The organism is Ruminiclostridium papyrosolvens C7 (genome assembly GCF_000421965.1).
Taxonomy (GTDB): Bacteria; Bacillota; Clostridia; order Acetivibrionales; family DSM-1351; genus Ruminiclostridium; species Ruminiclostridium papyrosolvens_A.
Map to the genome: position 1 here is coordinate 214,045 of NZ_ATAY01000088.1, position 17,438 is coordinate 231,482.

Below are 17,438 nucleotides of genomic sequence, written 5' to 3' on the forward strand. Positions count from 1 at the left end.
ACCCACCCTATATACGTATTTTTACTTTATCGTATAAAAAGTAAAATCCCTGAAAGTAGTATACTCTAGGGATTATATTTCAAATAAACCATTAAATAAGAATACCTTCTATCCTAAAAAGAATAGCATACGTATTTTCCACAGTCAACGTGTAAGAACACTTCGTATTGACATTTTTCCTTAAATTTCCCTCATATTGCCGTCAGGTTCCACTACCAGCTCTTGGGCATACCTTTATACAAATACCACATACGGATCCCCTTCCTATATGCTTTAAATTCGTGTTCATATATTCTGAGCATGCTCTTGCATCTACAACATGTCCTCTTTCTTTTCCAGCCTCCCATAGGTTTCCTGTAAGGGCCAGAGCAGGACATGCTTTTACACATCTGTTGCATGACGAGCACTTATTCTGTAGTATCTTATTTTCACAAGGAAGTACCATATCTGTAAGAACAGTCCCAAGTCTCACTCTGGGGCCGTAATCCTTGTGAATAAATAGGCCGTTTTTGCCTATCCAGCCCAATCCTGCCAGAACAGCACCTGTTTTATGGGGAAACACACCACTGTAGGGTATTGGTGAGGAAGGTATGCTTTGTGAAGCAGCAATGGAATATGCCCTTTTACCGTGTGCCTGAAGAGACAGAACCAGTTTAAGCGATATCTGGTCTATTAAGGCATTTACAGACCTATAGTGGTTAAAATAAGTAAAGGTAGGTTTATCACCTATCTCGTCAATTATTGCATCTGACAGCCTAATACCAAAGGTTATGGCGAAGGGATACTTTTTCAGTTCTTCAGGTAGATGCTCCACTACTTCCGATGTTCCAAAGAAAGTTCCCCCCATGCCGTATACTATTGTTTCAAGTTCTTTATATGAATTATCTGACACGTATACCTCCTTTTATGCTTAATCCTGATTTAAATATTATATCATTAACTATAAAGGTGATGCACGGGAAATAAAGCTCAAATTTGACCGCAAAAAAAGTCTTTTTGGGGTAATATAGTAAACCATAAGCCTTTATGGTATAATTTTATTATATTTTTTGGAATTTATTTTAGGCTAAATTACAGCTAAGAACGGAGGTATTTATGAGTTCTATTGAAAACGGCAGAGAACTTGCTGAAAACAAGCTGATATTACTATATATTATTCATAATCTGGAGTCACCAGTAACCAATTTGCTTATAACGAAAATAATTTTAGAAAATAAGCTTATGAATTATATTTTTCTTCAACAATATCTTGATGAGCTTTGTGAGGGAAAGTTTCTTACAAAAATAGATGCAGACGAAAAACTGTCATATAGTATCTCTTCTGCCGGAAAACAAAGTCTGGAGTACTTTACTTCATTAATTCCTGCCGGCATAAAAGCCAGGATTGACGAGGCTTTAAATAAATATAAAAAAAGCAAAAAAAATGAAATAAACATACAGTCAGACTTTGTTGCCGTAAAAGAAAATGAGTATATCGTTAGTTTAAGGATTTGTGAAGGAAGCTTTACTTATATTGATTTAAAAATGTCTGTTGGAAGCCGTAATGACGCTAAAAAAATCTGCGACAACTGGGCTCAGAATTCAGAGAAATTATATAGTAAAATATTGTCAGCACTTACTGATACAGGTAACGATAACTTTGGAAAATAACATCTGACTTTTTAGTAGTAATTACTTAGTCCATGTTTCAATCCCCTGCAAAAGCACTCTCTTATAAGCAGGTCCAGCTGATGACGAATAAACTGAACTCTCAGCTGGGCTATTTTTTGTTTTCCATAATCTTCTCTTATATTTTTTAGGTAAATCTCGTTTAACTTTAAAAATTTATATGTATCTTTAGCCTTTTCAAGTAGTGCCTTGTCGCTGAGTTTTTTTATTGAAGATTTGTCCAGACATTCATAAGTGTGGTTTTGTGTAGCGTAGTTTTCTTTCATATACCCTCCTGAAAATTTTACTAAGTTTTTTCAACGAAATACTTATTATATTATTCAGAATTATATATTTTTATTACATATTTTCCTAATACGATAAAAAGCCGCCCTACGGCAGCTCTATTACGGAATTCTTTTCAGATGGTCTGTACAAAACAAATTTACTTCCGATAACCTGAACTACTTCGGAATTTGTCTGCTCTGCAATTTCTTCACATATGGTTTTCGTATCGCATTCTGCATTTTTCAGGACAGTTGCCTTTATAAGCTCCCTGGCCTCCAGTGCGTCTGAAAACTGCTTTATCATATTGTCGCTTACTCCGCCTTTTCCAACCTGAAAAATAGGTTGAAGATTATTGGCAAGCGACCTCAAATAACTTCTTTGTTTACCTGTAAGCATTGCATCCTCCATGTCCGCACAGAAAATATCCATGCATAATCTTACTATCTGGTATAATCAAACTCGGTATCATAAATTCTGACTGTGTCGCCTTCCTCTATCCCCATATCTTCAAGTGCCGTAATAACGCCTTTTTTCTTAAGAGCTCTCTGGAAATATTGCAGTGAATCATAATTAGTGATATTAGTAGAACCGAGAACCTTCCTCAGCCATTTACCCTCAACTACATATACACCGTCTTCAATGTGTATTTCAAAAGGCTTTTCCTCCTGAGCTTTGTATACAACCTCTTCATTCTTTGTTTCATCAAGAAGAATAGTGTCAGGAAGTGTTTTTAATGTATCTGCAACAGCATACATGAGTTCTTTCAGCCCCTTATTTGTTGCGGCAGATATTCCGAATACTCTGTATCCTCTTTTTTCAAGTTCTTCCTTAAAAGCCTTGTAGTTTTCCTCCGCACCGGGGATATCCATTTTATTAGCGGCAACTATCTGCGGCCTTGTAGATAAAACCTCATTATATTTTTGCAGCTCTGAGTTAATGGTATCAAAATCCTCTACTGCATCTCTGCCCTCAACCCCGGATACATCTACAACATGTACAAGGAGTTTTGTCCTCTCAACATGCCTCAAAAATTCATGACCAAGACCAACACCTTCATGTGCTCCTTCAATAAGACCTGGAATATCAGCAATTACAAAGCTTTTACCCTGTTCTATCTGTACAACTCCAAGGTTTGGAACCAGAGTTGTAAAGTGGTAGTTTGCAATTTTGGGCTTGGCAGCAGAAACCATTGAAAGTATTGTGGACTTGCCCACGTTGGGATATCCCAAAAGTCCAACATCAGCTATCATCTTCATTTCAAGAATCAAGTTGTATTCTTCGCCGAGATCACCGCTTTTTGCAAAGTTCGGCACCTGTCTTGTAGGAGTGGCAAAGTGCTGATTGCCTTTTCCGCCCTTTCCGCCTTTTGCTATAATACATGTTTGACCGGGCTTTATCAAATCAACAAGTACCATACCCGTTACTTCATCCTTTACCATAGTACCAAGAGGAACCTTGATAATAAGATCTTCTCCGTTTTTCCCTGAACAGTTGGACGGGCCGCCGTCTTGTCCTGCTTCAGCCTTGAAGTTCTTTTTGTATCTGAAGTCAATCAGGGTATTAAGCCCTTCATCAACTACAAAAATAACATCTCCGCCTTTTCCGCCATCTCCCCCGTCCGGGCCTCCGGCCGCTATGTACTTTTCACGGTGGAATGAAACCATTCCGTTTCCTCCATTACCGGCCTTGACATATATTTTAGCGCTATCTGTAAACATTTATATTCTCTCCATAAAAACAAATATTCTCTTTTTATCAAATCCAGAACTCTGTTTATTTTAACCTGAAACAAATAATTTATGTGAAAAATAACTTTTATTATACGCTAAAAAGGTAGAAAATGCGTATCACATTCTCTACCTTTTTTAATGCGATAATTTTTTGTTATTACTCAGCAGCAGTAACTATCATAACCTGTTTCTTATCTCTGCCAAGTCTTGCAAACTTAACCTTTCCATCCTTTAATGCAAACAAGGTATCGTCTTTACCTATTCCTACGTTTACACCGGGATGAACCTTTGTACCTCTTTGACGAACAAGAATGTTTCCTGCGAGAACGAATTGACCGTCAGCTCTTTTGACACCGAGTCTTTTAGCCGCACTATCACGTCCGTTTCTTGAACTACCAACACCCTTTTTATGAGCAAAAAGTTGTAAATTAACCTTTATCATGAGATTACACCTCCTCATCCAATACCTTCACATAGTCGGGATAAGCAAATTCTATCTGTTTGAATCCAATTTCCGCAGTAGCCATAATTACATTGGCATCATGCCTTTTTTCAGGAGACAACTCCATGTCAAGCTTACATGACATAAACCCGTCCTTCTGTTTAAAAAAGCCTTTTAGTCCAATCAGCTCTTCAATAGCTCCTACCGCAGTATAAGCGATTGCGGAAATGGCTGAACATACAATGTCACTGCCTTCTTCGGCAAACCCTGCATGTCCTTTTACAACAAACGTCCTAATAGTTCCTGCTACATCCTTGCCTATATTAATTTTAATCATCTAACTGTTATCCTTAATTAAGCATTGATCTTTTCGATTTGAACCTTTGTATATGGTTGTCTGTGTCCCTTTTTGTTTCTGATGTTCTTCTTTGCTTTGTATTTGAAAACGATAATCTTTTCACCTTTTCCGTGATTGAGAATTTTTCCACTTACAGAAGCTGATTCAAGAACAGGAGCACCAAAGCTAACATTTCCATCCTTTGATACAGCTAAAACCTTATCAAAAGTTACTGAAGATCCTTCTTCAGCAGCGAGCTTTTCTATGAAAACTACATCGCCTTCCTGAACTTTGTACTGTTTTCCACCAGTCATTATAATTGCGTACATATATACACCTCCTAATATCAATCTCGCCGGCTTTATGACGTATATACTACATCAACAGGAGTATTCATCACAGGCAATAATTCAAATGAATTATATTTAAGGAGCCTTGGCCGTGCGGCTACCGATATATTTTAGCACATGGACTAATCCATGTCAATGTCTTTAATTCTATAGCCTGTGGGTCTTATATCATTTACGGCAATAACTTTTACTTTTTTATCCTTACTCTCCATAAAATCCTTTAAGAGTCTTTCGATATTATCTTCAATCACAGGAGCCACGGTAGGGTGTACTTCCAGCTTAAATTTCTTTGCAGATGTACAATTCATATGCTCCCTTACCTCTCTAAGTATATTCATAGCATTGGTTTCCCCGGTATAAACCCTTCCTGCTCCATCGCATACAGGACAATCACAGCTCATAACGGTTGACAGCTCCTGCCTTATCTTCTTTCTGGTCATCTCAACCAAGCCAAGCTCTGTCATACCTAGTACTATTGTCTTTGTTCTATCACTCTTTAAGCTTTGTTTAAGGGAATCCAATACCAGTTGCTGATGTTCAGAGTTGTTCATGTCAATAAAATCTATTATTACAATACCGCCTATGTCTCTAAGCCGAAGCTGTTTTGCTATCTCTCTTGTTGCTTCAACATTGGTTTTAAGTACTGTTTCCTCGAGATTACTCTCTCCTACAAACTTGCCTGTATTAACATCAACTACGGTGAGAGCCTCGGTTTTGTCTATAATTATATACCCACCGCATTTCAGCCATACCTTTCTGGATAGAGCACGCTCGATTTTTGTTTCTATCTGGTAGTAGTCAAAAATCATGTAATCCTTCTGAAACAGTTCTACTCTGCTTTTGAGCAGTGGGGATATCATTTCAACAAGTTCAAGTACTTTTAAGTACTCTTTCTCATTGTTTATAATAAATTTGTTTACATCCCATGTGAACAAATCTCTGACTGACCTATATATAAGATTTATGTCTTTATGAATACATCTTGGTACAGGGCCTTTATTTTCACTTTCCTTTATTTTTGCCCAAAGCTTCAAAAGGAAAGAAACATCCTCTACAAAGTCAGATTCTTCTTTTCCCTCAGATACGGTTCTAACAATTAACCCCATATTCTGGGGCTTTAGTTTTTCGGCTATTTTCTTTAGCTTCTGCCTTTCCATATCGTTTTCAATCCTACGGGATATCCCTATATAATCTGCATTGGGTAGCAAAACAAGGTTTCTTCCCGGTAAAGTTATATGAGTTGAAACCCTGGGGCCCTTTGTGCCGATAGGTTCTTTTATAACCTGCACCGTTATCTCCTGTCCTACTTTGAGGATATCGGTAATATTATATTCTTCGTAGTTACTGGAAACCTCTGTTTCATCGTCGGAGTATTCTTTTTTGGGAATGGCATCACCCACATATAAAAATGCGTTCTTTTCATATCCGATATCAATAAAGGCGGCCTGCATACCCGGCAGCACACTGCTTACTTTTCCCCTGTATATGTTGCCTACAAGCCCCTGATGGTTTGTTCTTTCTATATGAATCTCAGCCAGTTCCTTATCTTCCAGAATACCAACCCTTATTTCACCCGGACTAACATCTACTATAATCTCATTAACCATTTAATCACCTCAAACTACTTCTTCCATAGGGTCCAGAAGCTGATCCTGAGACCTTACAAAAAGCTTTGTTCTGTGAATTCTGTCGATCTCGTATTCAATTCCAAGATATCCGCACAGAGACTCAATCAGCAGGTCAGGCTTCAAATTCGCTTTGCTTCCGGCGCTAACAAGAGCCGTAAATCTAATTATATTGAAGGTTCCACAAGGCTGAAGCTCGAAATTCAAATCAAATATCATGCCTCTGATATCGGTATCCTTTACCCCGTTCTTGGTTCTTTTCTTGACAACTATCTCTTCTTGGGACAAGTATTTGTCAATAGCCGCTTTCAGAGTCTTTTGGCTACTTTCTGCCGGAGTACCCACAATTACAATATACTCTGATGCAGCTATAGTAGCCATTATATTTTGCTTGGACACCTTCTTTTTGGCAGATAAAACCTCAATCCCCTTAGGGAGCTGTAAATTCAGTCTGTCTGCAAATTCCTGTGGTGACATTTCATCATCGGTAATTTCAAAATCACCGTACTCTGCTTCACTTGTAACTCCCACACCCAAGGGCAGACCAAAAACCATACCCGGGTGAGGATTAAAGCCCTGAGAATAGGCTATGGGAAGTCTTGCCCTTCTTATGGCTCTTTCAAATACCTTCATGAGGTCAAGGTGAGAAATGAATTTGACTTCATCGCCACGTTTGAACTTTACACGTATTATACTCAATTTAATTACCTCCACAAATACCGCTATCAAATATTGTAGCACCGCAGCCGCCGCAGTTTACACGGCAATTGGGCGTAATTTTTCCTTCCAGTGCCTTTTTAGATTCGTTTATAAGATATTTTTTGGAAACTCCTATATCAATATGATCCCAAGGCAGCAATTCTTCATATTCTCTTTTGCGTGTTGCATAAAAATATGGGGCCACCCCACATTCTTCAAAAGCTTTCATCCATACATCAAACTTGAAGTGTTCACCCCAGCTGTCAAATTTGCAACCCATTTCCCAAGCTTTCAGAAGCACCTTGCAGGTCTTTCTGTCTCCTCTGGCAAACACGGCTTCCAGAAGACTGAGTCTGTTTTCATGATAGTTATAAGTTACCTGTTTGGAACGAATCTTACTCTTTAAAAACATCTGCTTTTCATTGAGAATTTCTCTGCTGTCCTGGGGTTCCCATTGAAATGGAGTAAAGGCCTTGGGTACAAAGGATGATGTACTCACAGTAACGTTGAGGCCTTTTCCCTTCTTTTCCCTTGGGACGTTTTTATAAGCATTTACTACTTTGTAAGCCAAATCCGCAATTCCTTCAACATCTTCCATCGTCTCCGTAGGAAGTCCAAGCATAAAATACAGTTTCACACCGTTCCAGCCGCCATTAAATGCCAGAGATACAGCGTTAATCAAATCTTCTTCTGTTACACCCTTGTTGATTACATCCCTTAGTCTCTGGGTTCCTGCTTCCGGAGCAAATGTAAGTCCGCTTTTTCTTACCTTCTGGGCTTTTTCCATTAAATCAAGTGAAAAGGAGTCAATTCTTAATGAAGGCAACGATAAGTTTACTTTTTTCTCTTCCATTTCATCAAGCAATCCGGTTGTCAGTTCGTGAAGCTCTGTATAATCACTTGTACTTAGTGAAGTTAGAGAAATTTCCTCATAGCCAGAGCTTTCCTCAAGCTTGTTAGCCAGTTCAAGCAATCTCTTGTGACTCTTTTCACGTACGGGTCTATATATAAATCCTGCCTGACAGAATCTGCATCCTCTTGTACACCCTCTGAATACCTCCAGCATTATTCTGTCATGTACTATATCAGTATATGGAACTATTATTTTTTCAGGAAAATAAGCCTTGTCCATATCTTTAATTATTCTCTTTTTGATTTTTACGGGATAATCCGGCTTTTTCGGTTCGAAGCTACTTATAGTACCGTCCTCATTATATGAAACGTCATAAAATGCCGGGACATAGATACCTTCTATTTTGGCTATATCTTCAAGAAATTCCTGTCTTGAACGTCCTGTCCCTTTCCACTTTGCATATGCATCCATTACTTCGTTGATTATTTCTTCACCTTCGCCCATCATAAAAAAGTCAATTATGTCAGCTAATGGTTCAGGATTATATGCACAGGGGCCGCCTGCACAAACAAATGAATCACTGTCACTTCTTTTGTCCGAGGTCAGAGGTATACCTGCCAAATCAAGCATATTTATTATATTTGTAAAGCTCATTTCATATTGAAGTGTAAAGCCTACAAAATCAAAATCCCTGATTGGGTCTTTAGATTCAAGTCCATAAAGGGGAATACTGTTCTGCCTCATTTTTTCTTCCATATCCGTCCAAGGGGCAAATACCCTTTCACAGTAGCAGTCATTTCTTTCATTTAACAAATGGTATAGTATTTTCATACCCAGATGGGACATGCCTACTTCGTAAGAGTCGGGAAAACAAAATGCGAAACGTATATCTACACTTTTAGGGTCCTTTATGACGCTGTTCCATTCATTACCGGTATATCTAGATGGTTTCTCAACACTCTTCAATAACGCATCCGACAGTTTAACACTCATTTTTTCCTCCGATATATCTAATATTTATAAATAGCAAAAAAAAAGAACTCGGTTATTCTATACAGCTAAAAGCCGATTTTTACCAAAATAATCTTTCGAGTACCAAAAAATATTATAGCAGAACACAGTACATATGGTAATACATTTTTACAATTCTTTTATAGTATTTATACAATAATAAGAATTTATTATTATTCCGTTAAAATTTTACTGAATATCTTTTCAGCGTTAGACCAAAATATTCTTATACATCATAAGTATTTATAGAAAATCGGAGCAAAACATTTATGCTGCAATTAAATAATATCAGTAAAACCTATCATGTGGGAAATGTGGACACTATAGCATTGTCTGAAATAAGTGTGTGCTTTCGAAAAAAAGAGTTCGTTGCCATTTTGGGCACAAGCGGGTCAGGTAAAACAACTTTTTTAAATATCCTAGGAGGGCTTGACAGATACGATTCAGGTGAAATGAGTATAAGCGGTAAAAGAACATCTCATTTTACGGAAAAAGAATGGGACGCATACCGAAATAACTCCATAGGCTTTGTATTTCAGAGTTATAATCTGATTAACCATCTAAGTATTATTGATAATGTAGAACTTGGTATGACCCTCAGTGGAATTTCTCAGGAAGAAAAGAGGAAAAAGTCTCTGGATGTATTGAATGAAGTTGGACTTAATGAACATCTTCATAAAAAGCCAAACCAACTGTCGGGGGGTCAAATGCAACGTGTGGCAATTGCCAGAGCCCTTGCCAATGACCCTGAAATTCTATTATGCGATGAACCCACGGGTGCTTTGGATTCAGCTACAAGTACTCAAATCATGGATTTAATCAAAAATATATCTCATAATCGTCTGGTTGTTATGGTAACACACAATCCTGCTATTGCTGAAAAATATGCCGACAGAATCATTAATTTTAAAGACGGCAAAATTATTTCCGACAGTAATCCCTGTGAGCCTCTTCAGGTGTCAGCGGGATTCCATTTAAAGAAAACCAGCATGAGCTTTTTTACAGCCCTCAAACTTTCATTTAACAATATTAAGACAAAAAAATGGAGAGCTTTCCTTACCTCTTTGGCTTCAAGTATTGGAATCATTGGTATAGCGGTTATTCTGAGCTTATCTACAGGTTTCAAGAAGCAGATTGACAAATTTCAGAGTGATGCTCTTTCTGAATTCCCAATAATACTGACGCAAACTCCTTCACATATGAACTCGGAAAATATAAAATCCTTCAAAGGCGAGACGCAAAAAACAAAAACGGGAACTGCTGAATTCGCTGATTCAGACAAGGTATATCTGTACGATTCGTCAAAAAGCATATTTAATCATAGGAATATTTTTACCGAGGAATATCTGGAATACATCAGTAAAATTGATCCCAAAATCTGTAACAGTATAGGCTATGCCCGATTAGTAGGCATTAATCTGATGCGGAAAATTAACGGAAAAGCCTCGCCAGTGTCGTTGTTTAACCCTATGGAAGCCATGAAGGAAAAAGCAAACACGTCCAGTATGGAAGGAGTCGGTCTTTCTTCATATCCTGAGCAATTGAAAAAAAGTGACAAACCCTACCTCTTAAAAAATTATGAACTGATTGCAGGAAAATATCCTGAAAAGCCCACTGACATGGTACTTGTTGTTGATTCTAAAAACAGAATAAACTTTACTATACTAAAAGGACTGGGTTTTCTAACCGATAATAAGAAATCTATTAATTTTGATGACATTGTAGGTACCCAGTTTAAGATAATATCAAACAATGATTACTATGTTAAAACCGAATTCGGAACGTACCTTCCGGGGGACAATTATGAGGCCATGTACTCTTCTAAAAACAGTATTCCCGTTACTATTACAGGGGTAGTCAGAAAAAAACCAAATGTTAAAATCGGAATTCTTGCTCCAGGTATTGCGTACAGTGATAAGCTGACCCAGTTAGTAATAAACAACTCAAAAGATTCCGACATCGTAAAAGAGCAGGAGGACAGCAGTAAAAATGTCATTACCATGCAGGATATGGATAAAACTGAGAAATCCATGTTTCTGGCCTATCTTGGCGGAACCGCCTCTCCGTTTATGATAATGGTTTATCCGGACAATTTCAGTGATAAGGATGCTGTTACGGCTTATCTGGATGAATATAATGAAGGCAAATCTCTGGATGATAAGATATTTTATACCGACCTAGCCGGAACTATGTCCCAGATGACAGGAGGAATTATGCATGGTATAACCATCGTACTTTTGGCATTTGCTTCCATCTCCCTTGTAGTAAGCCTAATAATGATAAGTATTATCACTTACACATCAGTGTTAGAACGTACAAAGGAAATAGGCATACTTCGTTCATTGGGTGCAAGGAAAAAGGATATTGCCCGGGTATTTGATGCTGAAACCTGTATTATAGGAGTGTTCTCCGGCGTCCTTGGTATAGTAATTGCATGGCTATTGACTATACCTATCAACAAGATTATATATAATATGACCGAACTTAAAGGAGTGGCCCAGTTGCAAATACTTCATGCGTTACTGCTGGTTGTACTAAGTACAATTCTTACCGTACTCGGAGGGCATATTCCTGCAAAAATGGCTTCCAGAAAGGATGCGGTGGAAGCACTAAGAAGCGAATGAAGTATAAAAGGACTCGCCGACATTATCAGCAAGTCCTTTTATGGTCGGAGTGACTGGACTTGAACCAGCGGCCTCAACGTCCCGAACGTCGCGCTCTACCAACTGAGCCACACCCCGAATCTCATTATATTATTTTACTAGTAAGTAATTTATTTTACAAGACTAAAATGAGATTTTTTCATATTTTTATATTTTTGAATTCATTTATTTTATTGGTTATAAACTCTAAAACCTGCTTATGTTCTGCCTTACCATTTCCGGTTATGGTTATGGGTTCACCAAAAGACATACATACAGGTTCTTTTCTGCGGATTGGGCCAATGTCCTTTATAAGCTTGCCATTTCCCCAGAAATCAGTTTTTATGGCAACAGGTATTACAGGTACTCCAGCCTCTTTTGCGAGCTTTATACCCAGTGAATTAAACTTTTCAGGATTGAATTGCTCCTGTCTTGTTCCTTCCGGGAACAGGACAATAGACCTTCCCTCGGCCAGTATTTCCTTCCCTTTGTTTATAACATTGAGTAAATCCTGCCTTGAGTTCTTTCTGGAAACGACTATAGGGTTTCTGCTTCGCATAATAGGCCCGAATATTGGCATTGTTACAAGAGAATCCTTTACAACATAGGTAACTTCCTTTAACGGTGCAATTATACAAGGAAATACAAAAGTTTCCAATGTACTCATGTGGTTACTGACAAACACAACCGGCCCATCATTCTTTATAATATTATCCATACCATCAATAAACAGTCGACCGCCGCTCTTTTCAATACATTCAACTATATCATAGCTGGAAGCCGCCCACTTTTCTGAATCATATTTATTCTTTGCTGCAAGGTTGCTTCCCTTTAAAACTACTTTTCCATAGCCGTAAACAAAATACCATCTGGTATTCAGAAAAAGCTTGTCAAATATACTTCTCTTATCCCCTGTAGTTTCATATCTGTTTCCTGTAAAATAACTCTTCATATCCATCACTTCCGCTATTATAAAATTATGCACCCATAATGCCAGTGATAATTATATCTCACATTTAATACCATGTCCACTGCTCCGGAAAATCATTCATTTAGAGTTTAAAATTTATAATAATTAGAATATAATAAAAATATCAGATATAAAATTAAATATGAATTATTATGGAGAATTCTAATGAATGCTAATGACATTATTATCGGGACCAAATTAGAAATCGAAATACCGGAGTACATAAAAAGCTTTCCCTCTCAGACTTCCAGTTATATCAGCCAACTTCTGGATGTGGCAGATGCAAAAAATATTACTATTGCTGCGCCAATGAGTGAGGGTCGATACAAGTATCTGTCAGCCGGGCTGAACATTATAGTGTACTTTTTAAATCAAAGACAAGAGCTGATGCATTTTAATGCCACTGTAAAAGAATATAAAAAGTCAGGGCATCTGGAGACCTTCGACGCATCAATAACCGGTGATTTTACCAAAATCCAGAGAAGAATGAACTACAGACTGGATACAGTTTTGGAATGCAAATATGTTACTGTTGATGACCACCCGTCGACCAGAGAAAAGCCAGAATTTAAAGAAATATCATCAAATGATTTTAAAAGTGCATTTACAAAAAATATCAGTGGAAGCGGTTTATGCCTGATTATGGATAATTCTATTGATTCGGGTATGATGTCGGATATTTCGGTAGACCTTGAAGGTATGGGTCAAATACGGGTACTGGCGCAAGTAATCCGTTCCACAAGTGTAGAGAACAAGAAGCATGAAGTTGGTATGAATTTTGTTTATATTTCTCCACAGGATTCAAGCACACTAACTAAGTTCATTTTTCAAAAACAGAGACTTATGCTAAAAAACAATCTCCTGTCAAAGAAATAATTACTTTATTTTCGGGTTCTTAATCTGTATGGCCCTGCTAATGGAGTTTGTTCCCAATCTACTTCTTATTGAATCAATAGCTTTTTCAAGCTTTTCTTCTTTTCGGGATGAATTGTCACAAAAATCAGCTGCATCAAACAGTGACATTTGTCCTGAAAGACCTTCGTTTTCAAAGCCGCTGATGCTAATTCCAATTAACCGGACAGGCATTAAACTGTTCCAGTTTTTATTTAAGAGTGTAAAACCTGTCTCATATATGTCTTTTGTTAGATAGGTAGGCTCTATACTTGTTTGTCTTGTTATTGTCTTAAAATCAGAGTACTTTATGGTTATTTGAATAGTGCGTCCCTTCTTATTGTTCTTCCGGGCTTCGTAGCCAACTTCTTCGCACATCTCAATAAATGTCGTCTTAACTTCTTCTATATCTGTTATATCTGACGCAAGTGTTGTTGACCTCCCGATGGACTTCATCTCTCCTGACACGTGAGGCGTAACCGTAGACGTATCAATCCCGTGTGCCATTCTTTGAAGCTCCGGCCCCTGCCTGCCAAAAAAGCTGACCAAGGCCTGTGAATTATAGTTTGCCAGATCGCCTATAGTTTTAATTCCTAAGTTGTTAAGCTTCAGACCTGTCTGTCGACCTATTCCGTAAAGATCAGTTACCTTTAAAGGCCACAATTTTTGGGGAATCTCCTTCTGCCAGAGTTCGGTTATCCCCATTGGTTTTTTAATTTCGGATGCTATTTTTGACAGAAGCTTGTTTTGGGAAATTCCTATAGAGCACCATAAGCCCAGCTCGTCATTTATTGAATCCATTATCTGTCGTGCAGCTTCCATAGGGCTTCCAAAGAGTGTTTCTGTACCAGACATATCCAGCCACGCTTCGTCTATACTGTTTTGTTCTATGACCGGCGAAAATCTTTCAAGAATTTTCATAACTTCCATGGACTTTTTTTCATAGAACCTGTGATCCGGCGGAACAAGCAACATTTCAGGGCAAAGTTTCAGAGCCTGATGAATAACCATAGTAGTTTTAACCCCAAATTTTCTTGCTTCATAATTTGCAGCAAGAATTATCCCAGTTCTTGTTCTGGGATTGCCTGCAACAGCAGCCGGTTTACCGACTATTTCAGGGTTTCTGGACATTTCACAGCTTATAAAAAATGCGTTCATATCCACTAGGAAAACTACTCTGTCCATCTGTCATTCTCCTTTCAAACGGAACTGTCTTTAGTAATATATGAAGTCAAATAAAGGAGCCCCAAAAAGGACTCCTTATATTTTAAATATACTGCATATGTCAAATTTATTATTTAGCAGCTTTTGCAGTTTCAGCAAGCTTAGCAAATGCAGCCGCATCATTTACTGCCAAATCAGCAAGAACTTTTCTGTTAAGTTCTATACCTGACTTCTTCAAACCACTGATGAACTTGCTATATGATAAACCATTTATTCTTGCAGCAGCATTAATTCTTGCGATCCAGAGCTTTCTGAAATCTCTTTTCTTTGCTCTTCTGTCGTTGAAAGCGTAATTTAAAGATTTCATTACAGCCTGGTTTGCCATTCTATAGAGCTTGCTCTTTGCACCAAAATATCCTTTTGCAAGCTTTAGTATCTTTTTATGTCTTGCACGGGTTCTAACCGCACCTTTAACTCTTGCCATAAACCTTCGTCCTCCTTCTTATTTATATGGAATAAGTTTTTTGATAGTAGCTTCTTGTGCAGCTGAAACGTATGCACCTAATCTATGATGCTTTTTAGCCTTTCTTGACTTTGATACAAGTCTATGGTTTCTCCAAGCCTGACCTCTTTTGATCTTACCTGTAGCTGTAACTCTAAATCTCTTTTTAGATGCACTATGTGTCTTTAACTTTGGCATATCATTCTCCTCCTATCCTACTGCTTTGGATTAAGTATCATTATCATACTTTTGCCTTCAAGTTTTGGTCTTTTCTCAACTGTTCCAACATCTTTTACTGCTTCTGCAAACTTGTTTAGAATTTCGTTGCCTATTGAGGTGTAATGCATTTCCCTCCCCCTAAATTTAACGGAAACCTTGACCTTATCTCCATCCTTTAAGAACTTATATGCATTCTTAACTTTGAATTCAAAATCATGGTCTTCAATAGAAGGGGAAACTCTAACTTCTTTTATGCTTATGATCTTCTGATTTTTCCTTGCTTCTTTCTCTTTCTTGGCAAGTTCGAACATATATTTACCGTAGTCCATTATTTTACAGACAGGCGGTACTCCCTGTGGAGCGATCTTTACCAGGTCAAGATTTTTCGAATTGGCAAGTTTCTGGGCTTCCTTAATTGCTGTTATACCAAGCATAGTACCATCAGCATCGATAAGTCTGACTTCTTTATCCCTTATGTCCTCATTGATCATTAATTCATTTTTGCTAATAACTGACACCTCCGCATTTAATAGGCAAGAAGATTCTCTTCAAGTCCATATAATATTTAAACAATAAAAAAAGTGGATAGAAGCAAGTATCCACTAATAATCTCAAATCTCAGCCATTACATATAAATATGCTTAAAACCGATATTGACCCGGCAAATCATTGTCCGCTCAGGTGAGAAGTGGAAAAACTTCTTCTTGTTTTGCATAAATATGATAACAAAATATCTTCACTCTGTCAACATTTTTATACATCCTTATTTCCCCTATTGTTTTATTCTTTCATATATCAGCCATCTATATTCATATGGATTTTTTTCATCCTTGAAGCCTATCTCGCAGGATACCTGTTTCCATTGGCTATAGTCGATTTCCGGAAAAAAAGCGTCCGCTTCGAACTCTTTCTCTATCAGAGTTAGATACAGTCTGTCTACAATAGGAAGAAATTCTTTGTATATTTCTGCTCCCCCTATTATAAAGACTTCCTCTTCTCCTGTGTACTCCATAGCTTTCTCTATAGAATTGACTACAATACATCCCTCAGGATTATAGCCTGTGTCCCTTGTAATTACTATGTTTTTTCTGCCTGCCAACGGTTTCCCCAGTGATTCAAAGGTTTTTCTTCCCATTATGACCGTTTTTCCCATAGTAACTTTTTTAAAGTATGCAAAATCAGCCGGTATGTACCAAGGCATTCTGTTTTTACAACCAAGGGCATTGTTCCGGCCCATAGCCCATATCATTGAAATCATACAGCCACCGCCCCTTTGATATGTGGATGAGGGTCATAATCCGTTAATGTAAAATCACTGTATTTAAATTCAAATAAATCCTTTATGTCCGGGTTAATATTCATTTTTGGCAAGGGCCTCGGGTCACGGCTCAATTGAAGCTTTACCTGTTCAACGTGGTTGAGATAAATGTGTGCATCCCCCAGTGTATGGACAAACTCGCCGGCTTTGAGGCCGCAGCTTTGAGCTACCATCATTGTAAACAATGCATATGACGCTATATTAAATGGCACACCTATAAATACGTCAGCACTTCTCTGGTATAACATACAGGACAGTGTCCCGTTAACCACATAAAACTGATAAAAGCAGTGACATGGCGGCAAAGCCATTTTTTCTATTTCCCCGACATTCCAGGAGCATACTATGAGTCTTCTGGAATCCGGATTATTTTTTATCTGCTCAATGACTTCCTTGAGCTGGTCAATGCTTCTTCCGTCAGATGTACCCCAAGACCTCCATTGATGTCCGTAGACAGGGCCAAGGTTACCGTTTTCGTCCGCCCACTCATCCCATATGGAAACTCCGTTTTCCTTTAAATACTTTATGTTTGTTTCTCCGCCTATAAACCAGAGCAGTTCATGTATTATTGACTTCAAATGAAGCTTTTTAGTTGTTAATAAAGGAAAGCCTTTCTGAAGGTCAAACCTCATCTGATAACCGAAAGTGCTTATTGTTCCCGTTCCTGTTCTGTCTTCTTTTTTAATACCGTTATTTAGTATATGTTTACATAAATCAAGGTACTGTTGCATTTGTTATATCCCCATTTCC

20 protein-coding genes and 1 tRNA gene are annotated in these 17,438 nt (G+C 37.9%); 3 read left to right on the top strand and 18 right to left on the bottom strand.

The genetic code is table 11. The features are described from left to right. Window positions 1-202 precede the first annotated feature (202 nt). The gene (locus L323_RS37700) at window positions 203-892 is read right to left on the bottom strand and encodes a 4Fe-4S double cluster binding domain-containing protein (RefSeq protein WP_020816854.1); all 690 of its coding nucleotides are present in this window, start codon (window positions 890-892) and stop codon (window positions 203-205) included. A 203-nt stretch (window positions 893-1,095) separates the two neighbouring features. Between L323_RS37700 and L323_RS37705 the strand changes: the two genes are divergently transcribed. After that, complete coding sequence (locus L323_RS37705) at window positions 1,096-1,650, top strand: DUF4364 family protein (RefSeq protein ID WP_020816855.1); 555 nt, start codon at window positions 1,096-1,098, stop codon at window positions 1,648-1,650. 11 nt (window positions 1,651-1,661) lie between these two features. Here the strand turns inward: L323_RS37705 and L323_RS37710 are convergent, their stop codons facing one another. From L323_RS37710 to L323_RS37750, 9 genes are all read right to left on the bottom strand, one after another. Further along, a complete protein-coding gene (locus L323_RS37710; RefSeq protein WP_020816856.1) occupies window positions 1,662-1,934 on the bottom strand; it encodes a hypothetical protein in 273 nt (90 codons plus the stop codon). A 106-nt stretch (window positions 1,935-2,040) separates the two neighbouring features. Next, a complete protein-coding gene (yhbY, locus tag L323_RS37715) occupies window positions 2,041-2,331 on the bottom strand; it encodes a ribosome assembly RNA-binding protein YhbY (RefSeq protein WP_031342451.1) in 291 nt (96 codons plus the stop codon). Window positions 2,332-2,375: 44 nt separating this feature from the next. Continuing rightward, entirely contained in the window at window positions 2,376-3,653 is a 1,278-nt protein-coding gene (obgE, locus tag L323_RS37720; RefSeq protein ID WP_020816858.1) for a GTPase ObgE, read from the bottom strand. 169 nt (window positions 3,654-3,822) lie between these two features. Next, window positions 3,823-4,107 (bottom strand): 50S ribosomal protein L27, encoded by a 285-nt coding sequence (gene rpmA, locus L323_RS37725; RefSeq protein WP_004617047.1) that lies wholly within the window; start codon window positions 4,105-4,107, stop codon window positions 3,823-3,825. A 4-nt stretch (window positions 4,108-4,111) separates the two neighbouring features. Next, window positions 4,112-4,444: a ribosomal-processing cysteine protease Prp gene (locus L323_RS37730; RefSeq protein WP_020816859.1), complete on the bottom strand. Its 333-nt coding sequence runs from the start codon at window positions 4,442-4,444 to the stop codon at window positions 4,112-4,114. Window positions 4,445-4,461: 17 nt separating this feature from the next. After that, on the bottom strand, window positions 4,462-4,773 hold the full coding sequence (rplU, locus tag L323_RS37735) for a 50S ribosomal protein L21 (protein ID WP_014312639.1): 312 nt from the start codon (window positions 4,771-4,773) through the stop codon (window positions 4,462-4,464). A gap of 143 nt (window positions 4,774-4,916) precedes the next feature. Beyond that, a complete protein-coding gene (locus L323_RS37740) occupies window positions 4,917-6,401 on the bottom strand; it encodes an Rne/Rng family ribonuclease (protein WP_020816860.1) in 1,485 nt (494 codons plus the stop codon). A 9-nt stretch (window positions 6,402-6,410) separates the two neighbouring features. Continuing rightward, the gene (locus L323_RS37745) at window positions 6,411-7,118 is read right to left on the bottom strand and encodes a TIGR03936 family radical SAM-associated protein (protein ID WP_020816861.1); all 708 of its coding nucleotides are present in this window, start codon (window positions 7,116-7,118) and stop codon (window positions 6,411-6,413) included. A gap of 1 nt (window position 7,119) precedes the next feature. Beyond that, complete coding sequence (locus L323_RS37750) at window positions 7,120-8,964, bottom strand: TIGR03960 family B12-binding radical SAM protein (protein ID WP_020816862.1); 1,845 nt, start codon at window positions 8,962-8,964, stop codon at window positions 7,120-7,122. 287 nt (window positions 8,965-9,251) lie between these two features. On the opposite strand from L323_RS37750, the gene L323_RS37755 reads away from it, so the two are divergent. Then, complete coding sequence (locus tag L323_RS37755; protein ID WP_020816863.1) at window positions 9,252-11,606, top strand: ABC transporter ATP-binding protein/permease; 2,355 nt, start codon at window positions 9,252-9,254, stop codon at window positions 11,604-11,606. 41 nt (window positions 11,607-11,647) lie between these two features. Here L323_RS37755 and L323_RS37760 read toward each other — a convergent pair. After that, a tRNA-Pro gene (locus L323_RS37760) sits at window positions 11,648-11,723 on the bottom strand. Window positions 11,724-11,784: 61 nt separating this feature from the next. Continuing rightward, window positions 11,785-12,576, bottom strand: coding sequence for a lysophospholipid acyltransferase family protein (locus tag L323_RS37765; RefSeq protein WP_020816864.1), 792 nt, complete (start codon window positions 12,574-12,576; stop codon window positions 11,785-11,787). A gap of 183 nt (window positions 12,577-12,759) precedes the next feature. Here L323_RS37765 and L323_RS37770 point away from each other — a divergent pair, with 183 nt between their 5' ends. Further along, entirely contained in the window at window positions 12,760-13,470 is a 711-nt protein-coding gene (locus tag L323_RS37770) for a flagellar brake protein (protein ID WP_020816865.1), read from the top strand. On the opposite strand, the gene dinB is transcribed toward L323_RS37770, so the two are convergent. The 6 genes from dinB to L323_RS37800 form a co-directional block, all read right to left on the bottom strand. Next, a complete protein-coding gene (gene dinB, locus L323_RS37775; protein ID WP_020816866.1) occupies window positions 13,471-14,670 on the bottom strand; it encodes a DNA polymerase IV in 1,200 nt (399 codons plus the stop codon). A 109-nt stretch (window positions 14,671-14,779) separates the two neighbouring features. After that, window positions 14,780-15,133 carry a 50S ribosomal protein L20 gene (rplT, locus tag L323_RS37780; RefSeq protein WP_004617037.1) on the bottom strand — a complete coding sequence of 118 codons (354 nt, stop codon included), beginning with the start codon at window positions 15,131-15,133 and terminating at the stop codon, window positions 14,780-14,782. A gap of 18 nt (window positions 15,134-15,151) precedes the next feature. After that, entirely contained in the window at window positions 15,152-15,349 is a 198-nt protein-coding gene (rpmI, locus tag L323_RS37785) for a 50S ribosomal protein L35 (RefSeq protein ID WP_004617036.1), read from the bottom strand. A 17-nt stretch (window positions 15,350-15,366) separates the two neighbouring features. Beyond that, window positions 15,367-15,861, bottom strand: coding sequence for a translation initiation factor IF-3 (gene infC / locus L323_RS37790; RefSeq protein WP_020816867.1), 495 nt, complete (start codon window positions 15,859-15,861; stop codon window positions 15,367-15,369). Window positions 15,862-16,142: 281 nt separating this feature from the next. Further along, window positions 16,143-16,628 carry a dihydrofolate reductase gene (locus tag L323_RS37795; protein ID WP_020816868.1) on the bottom strand — a complete coding sequence of 162 codons (486 nt, stop codon included), beginning with the start codon at window positions 16,626-16,628 and terminating at the stop codon, window positions 16,143-16,145. After that, window positions 16,625-17,419, bottom strand: coding sequence for a thymidylate synthase (locus tag L323_RS37800; RefSeq protein WP_020816869.1), 795 nt, complete (start codon window positions 17,417-17,419; stop codon window positions 16,625-16,627). The genes L323_RS37795 and L323_RS37800 overlap by 4 nt, the downstream gene beginning before the upstream one ends. Window positions 17,420-17,438: the final 19 nt, after the last annotated feature.

What these genes read in the sequence shown, in the direction of transcription:
- L323_RS37755 (WP_020816863.1), top strand. Translation starts at nt 9,252, where the DNA reads ATGCTGCAATTAAATAATATCAGTAAAACCTATCATGTGGGAAATGTG.
- L323_RS37710 (WP_020816856.1), bottom strand. Translation starts at nt 1,934, where the DNA reads ATGAAAGAAAACTACGCTACACAAAACCACACTTATGAATGTCTGGAC.
- L323_RS37705 (WP_020816855.1), top strand. Translation starts at nt 1,096, where the DNA reads ATGAGTTCTATTGAAAACGGCAGAGAACTTGCTGAAAACAAGCTGATA.
- obgE (WP_020816858.1), bottom strand. Translation starts at nt 3,653, where the DNA reads ATGTTTACAGATAGCGCTAAAATATATGTCAAGGCCGGTAATGGAGGA.
- L323_RS37750 (WP_020816862.1), bottom strand. Translation starts at nt 8,964, where the DNA reads ATGAGTGTTAAACTGTCGGATGCGTTATTGAAGAGTGTTGAGAAACCA.
- dinB (WP_020816866.1), bottom strand. Translation starts at nt 14,670, where the DNA reads ATGGACAGAGTAGTTTTCCTAGTGGATATGAACGCATTTTTTATAAGC.
- L323_RS37770 (WP_020816865.1), top strand. Translation starts at nt 12,760, where the DNA reads ATGAATGCTAATGACATTATTATCGGGACCAAATTAGAAATCGAAATA.
- L323_RS37765 (WP_020816864.1), bottom strand. Translation starts at nt 12,576, where the DNA reads ATGAAGAGTTATTTTACAGGAAACAGATATGAAACTACAGGGGATAAG.
- L323_RS37800 (WP_020816869.1), bottom strand. Translation starts at nt 17,419, where the DNA reads ATGCAACAGTACCTTGATTTATGTAAACATATACTAAATAACGGTATT.
- L323_RS37740 (WP_020816860.1), bottom strand. Translation starts at nt 6,401, where the DNA reads ATGGTTAATGAGATTATAGTAGATGTTAGTCCGGGTGAAATAAGGGTT.
- rplU (WP_014312639.1), bottom strand. Translation starts at nt 4,773, where the DNA reads ATGTACGCAATTATAATGACTGGTGGAAAACAGTACAAAGTTCAGGAA.
- infC (WP_020816867.1), bottom strand. Translation starts at nt 15,861, where the DNA reads ATGATCAATGAGGACATAAGGGATAAAGAAGTCAGACTTATCGATGCT.
- yhbY (WP_031342451.1), bottom strand. Translation starts at nt 2,331, where the DNA reads ATGCTTACAGGTAAACAAAGAAGTTATTTGAGGTCGCTTGCCAATAAT.
- L323_RS37730 (WP_020816859.1), bottom strand. Translation starts at nt 4,444, where the DNA reads ATGATTAAAATTAATATAGGCAAGGATGTAGCAGGAACTATTAGGACG.
- rpmI (WP_004617036.1), bottom strand. Translation starts at nt 15,349, where the DNA reads ATGCCAAAGTTAAAGACACATAGTGCATCTAAAAAGAGATTTAGAGTT.
- rplT (WP_004617037.1), bottom strand. Translation starts at nt 15,133, where the DNA reads ATGGCAAGAGTTAAAGGTGCGGTTAGAACCCGTGCAAGACATAAAAAG.
- L323_RS37795 (WP_020816868.1), bottom strand. Translation starts at nt 16,628, where the DNA reads ATGATTTCAATGATATGGGCTATGGGCCGGAACAATGCCCTTGGTTGT.
- rpmA (WP_004617047.1), bottom strand. Translation starts at nt 4,107, where the DNA reads ATGATAAAGGTTAATTTACAACTTTTTGCTCATAAAAAGGGTGTTGGT.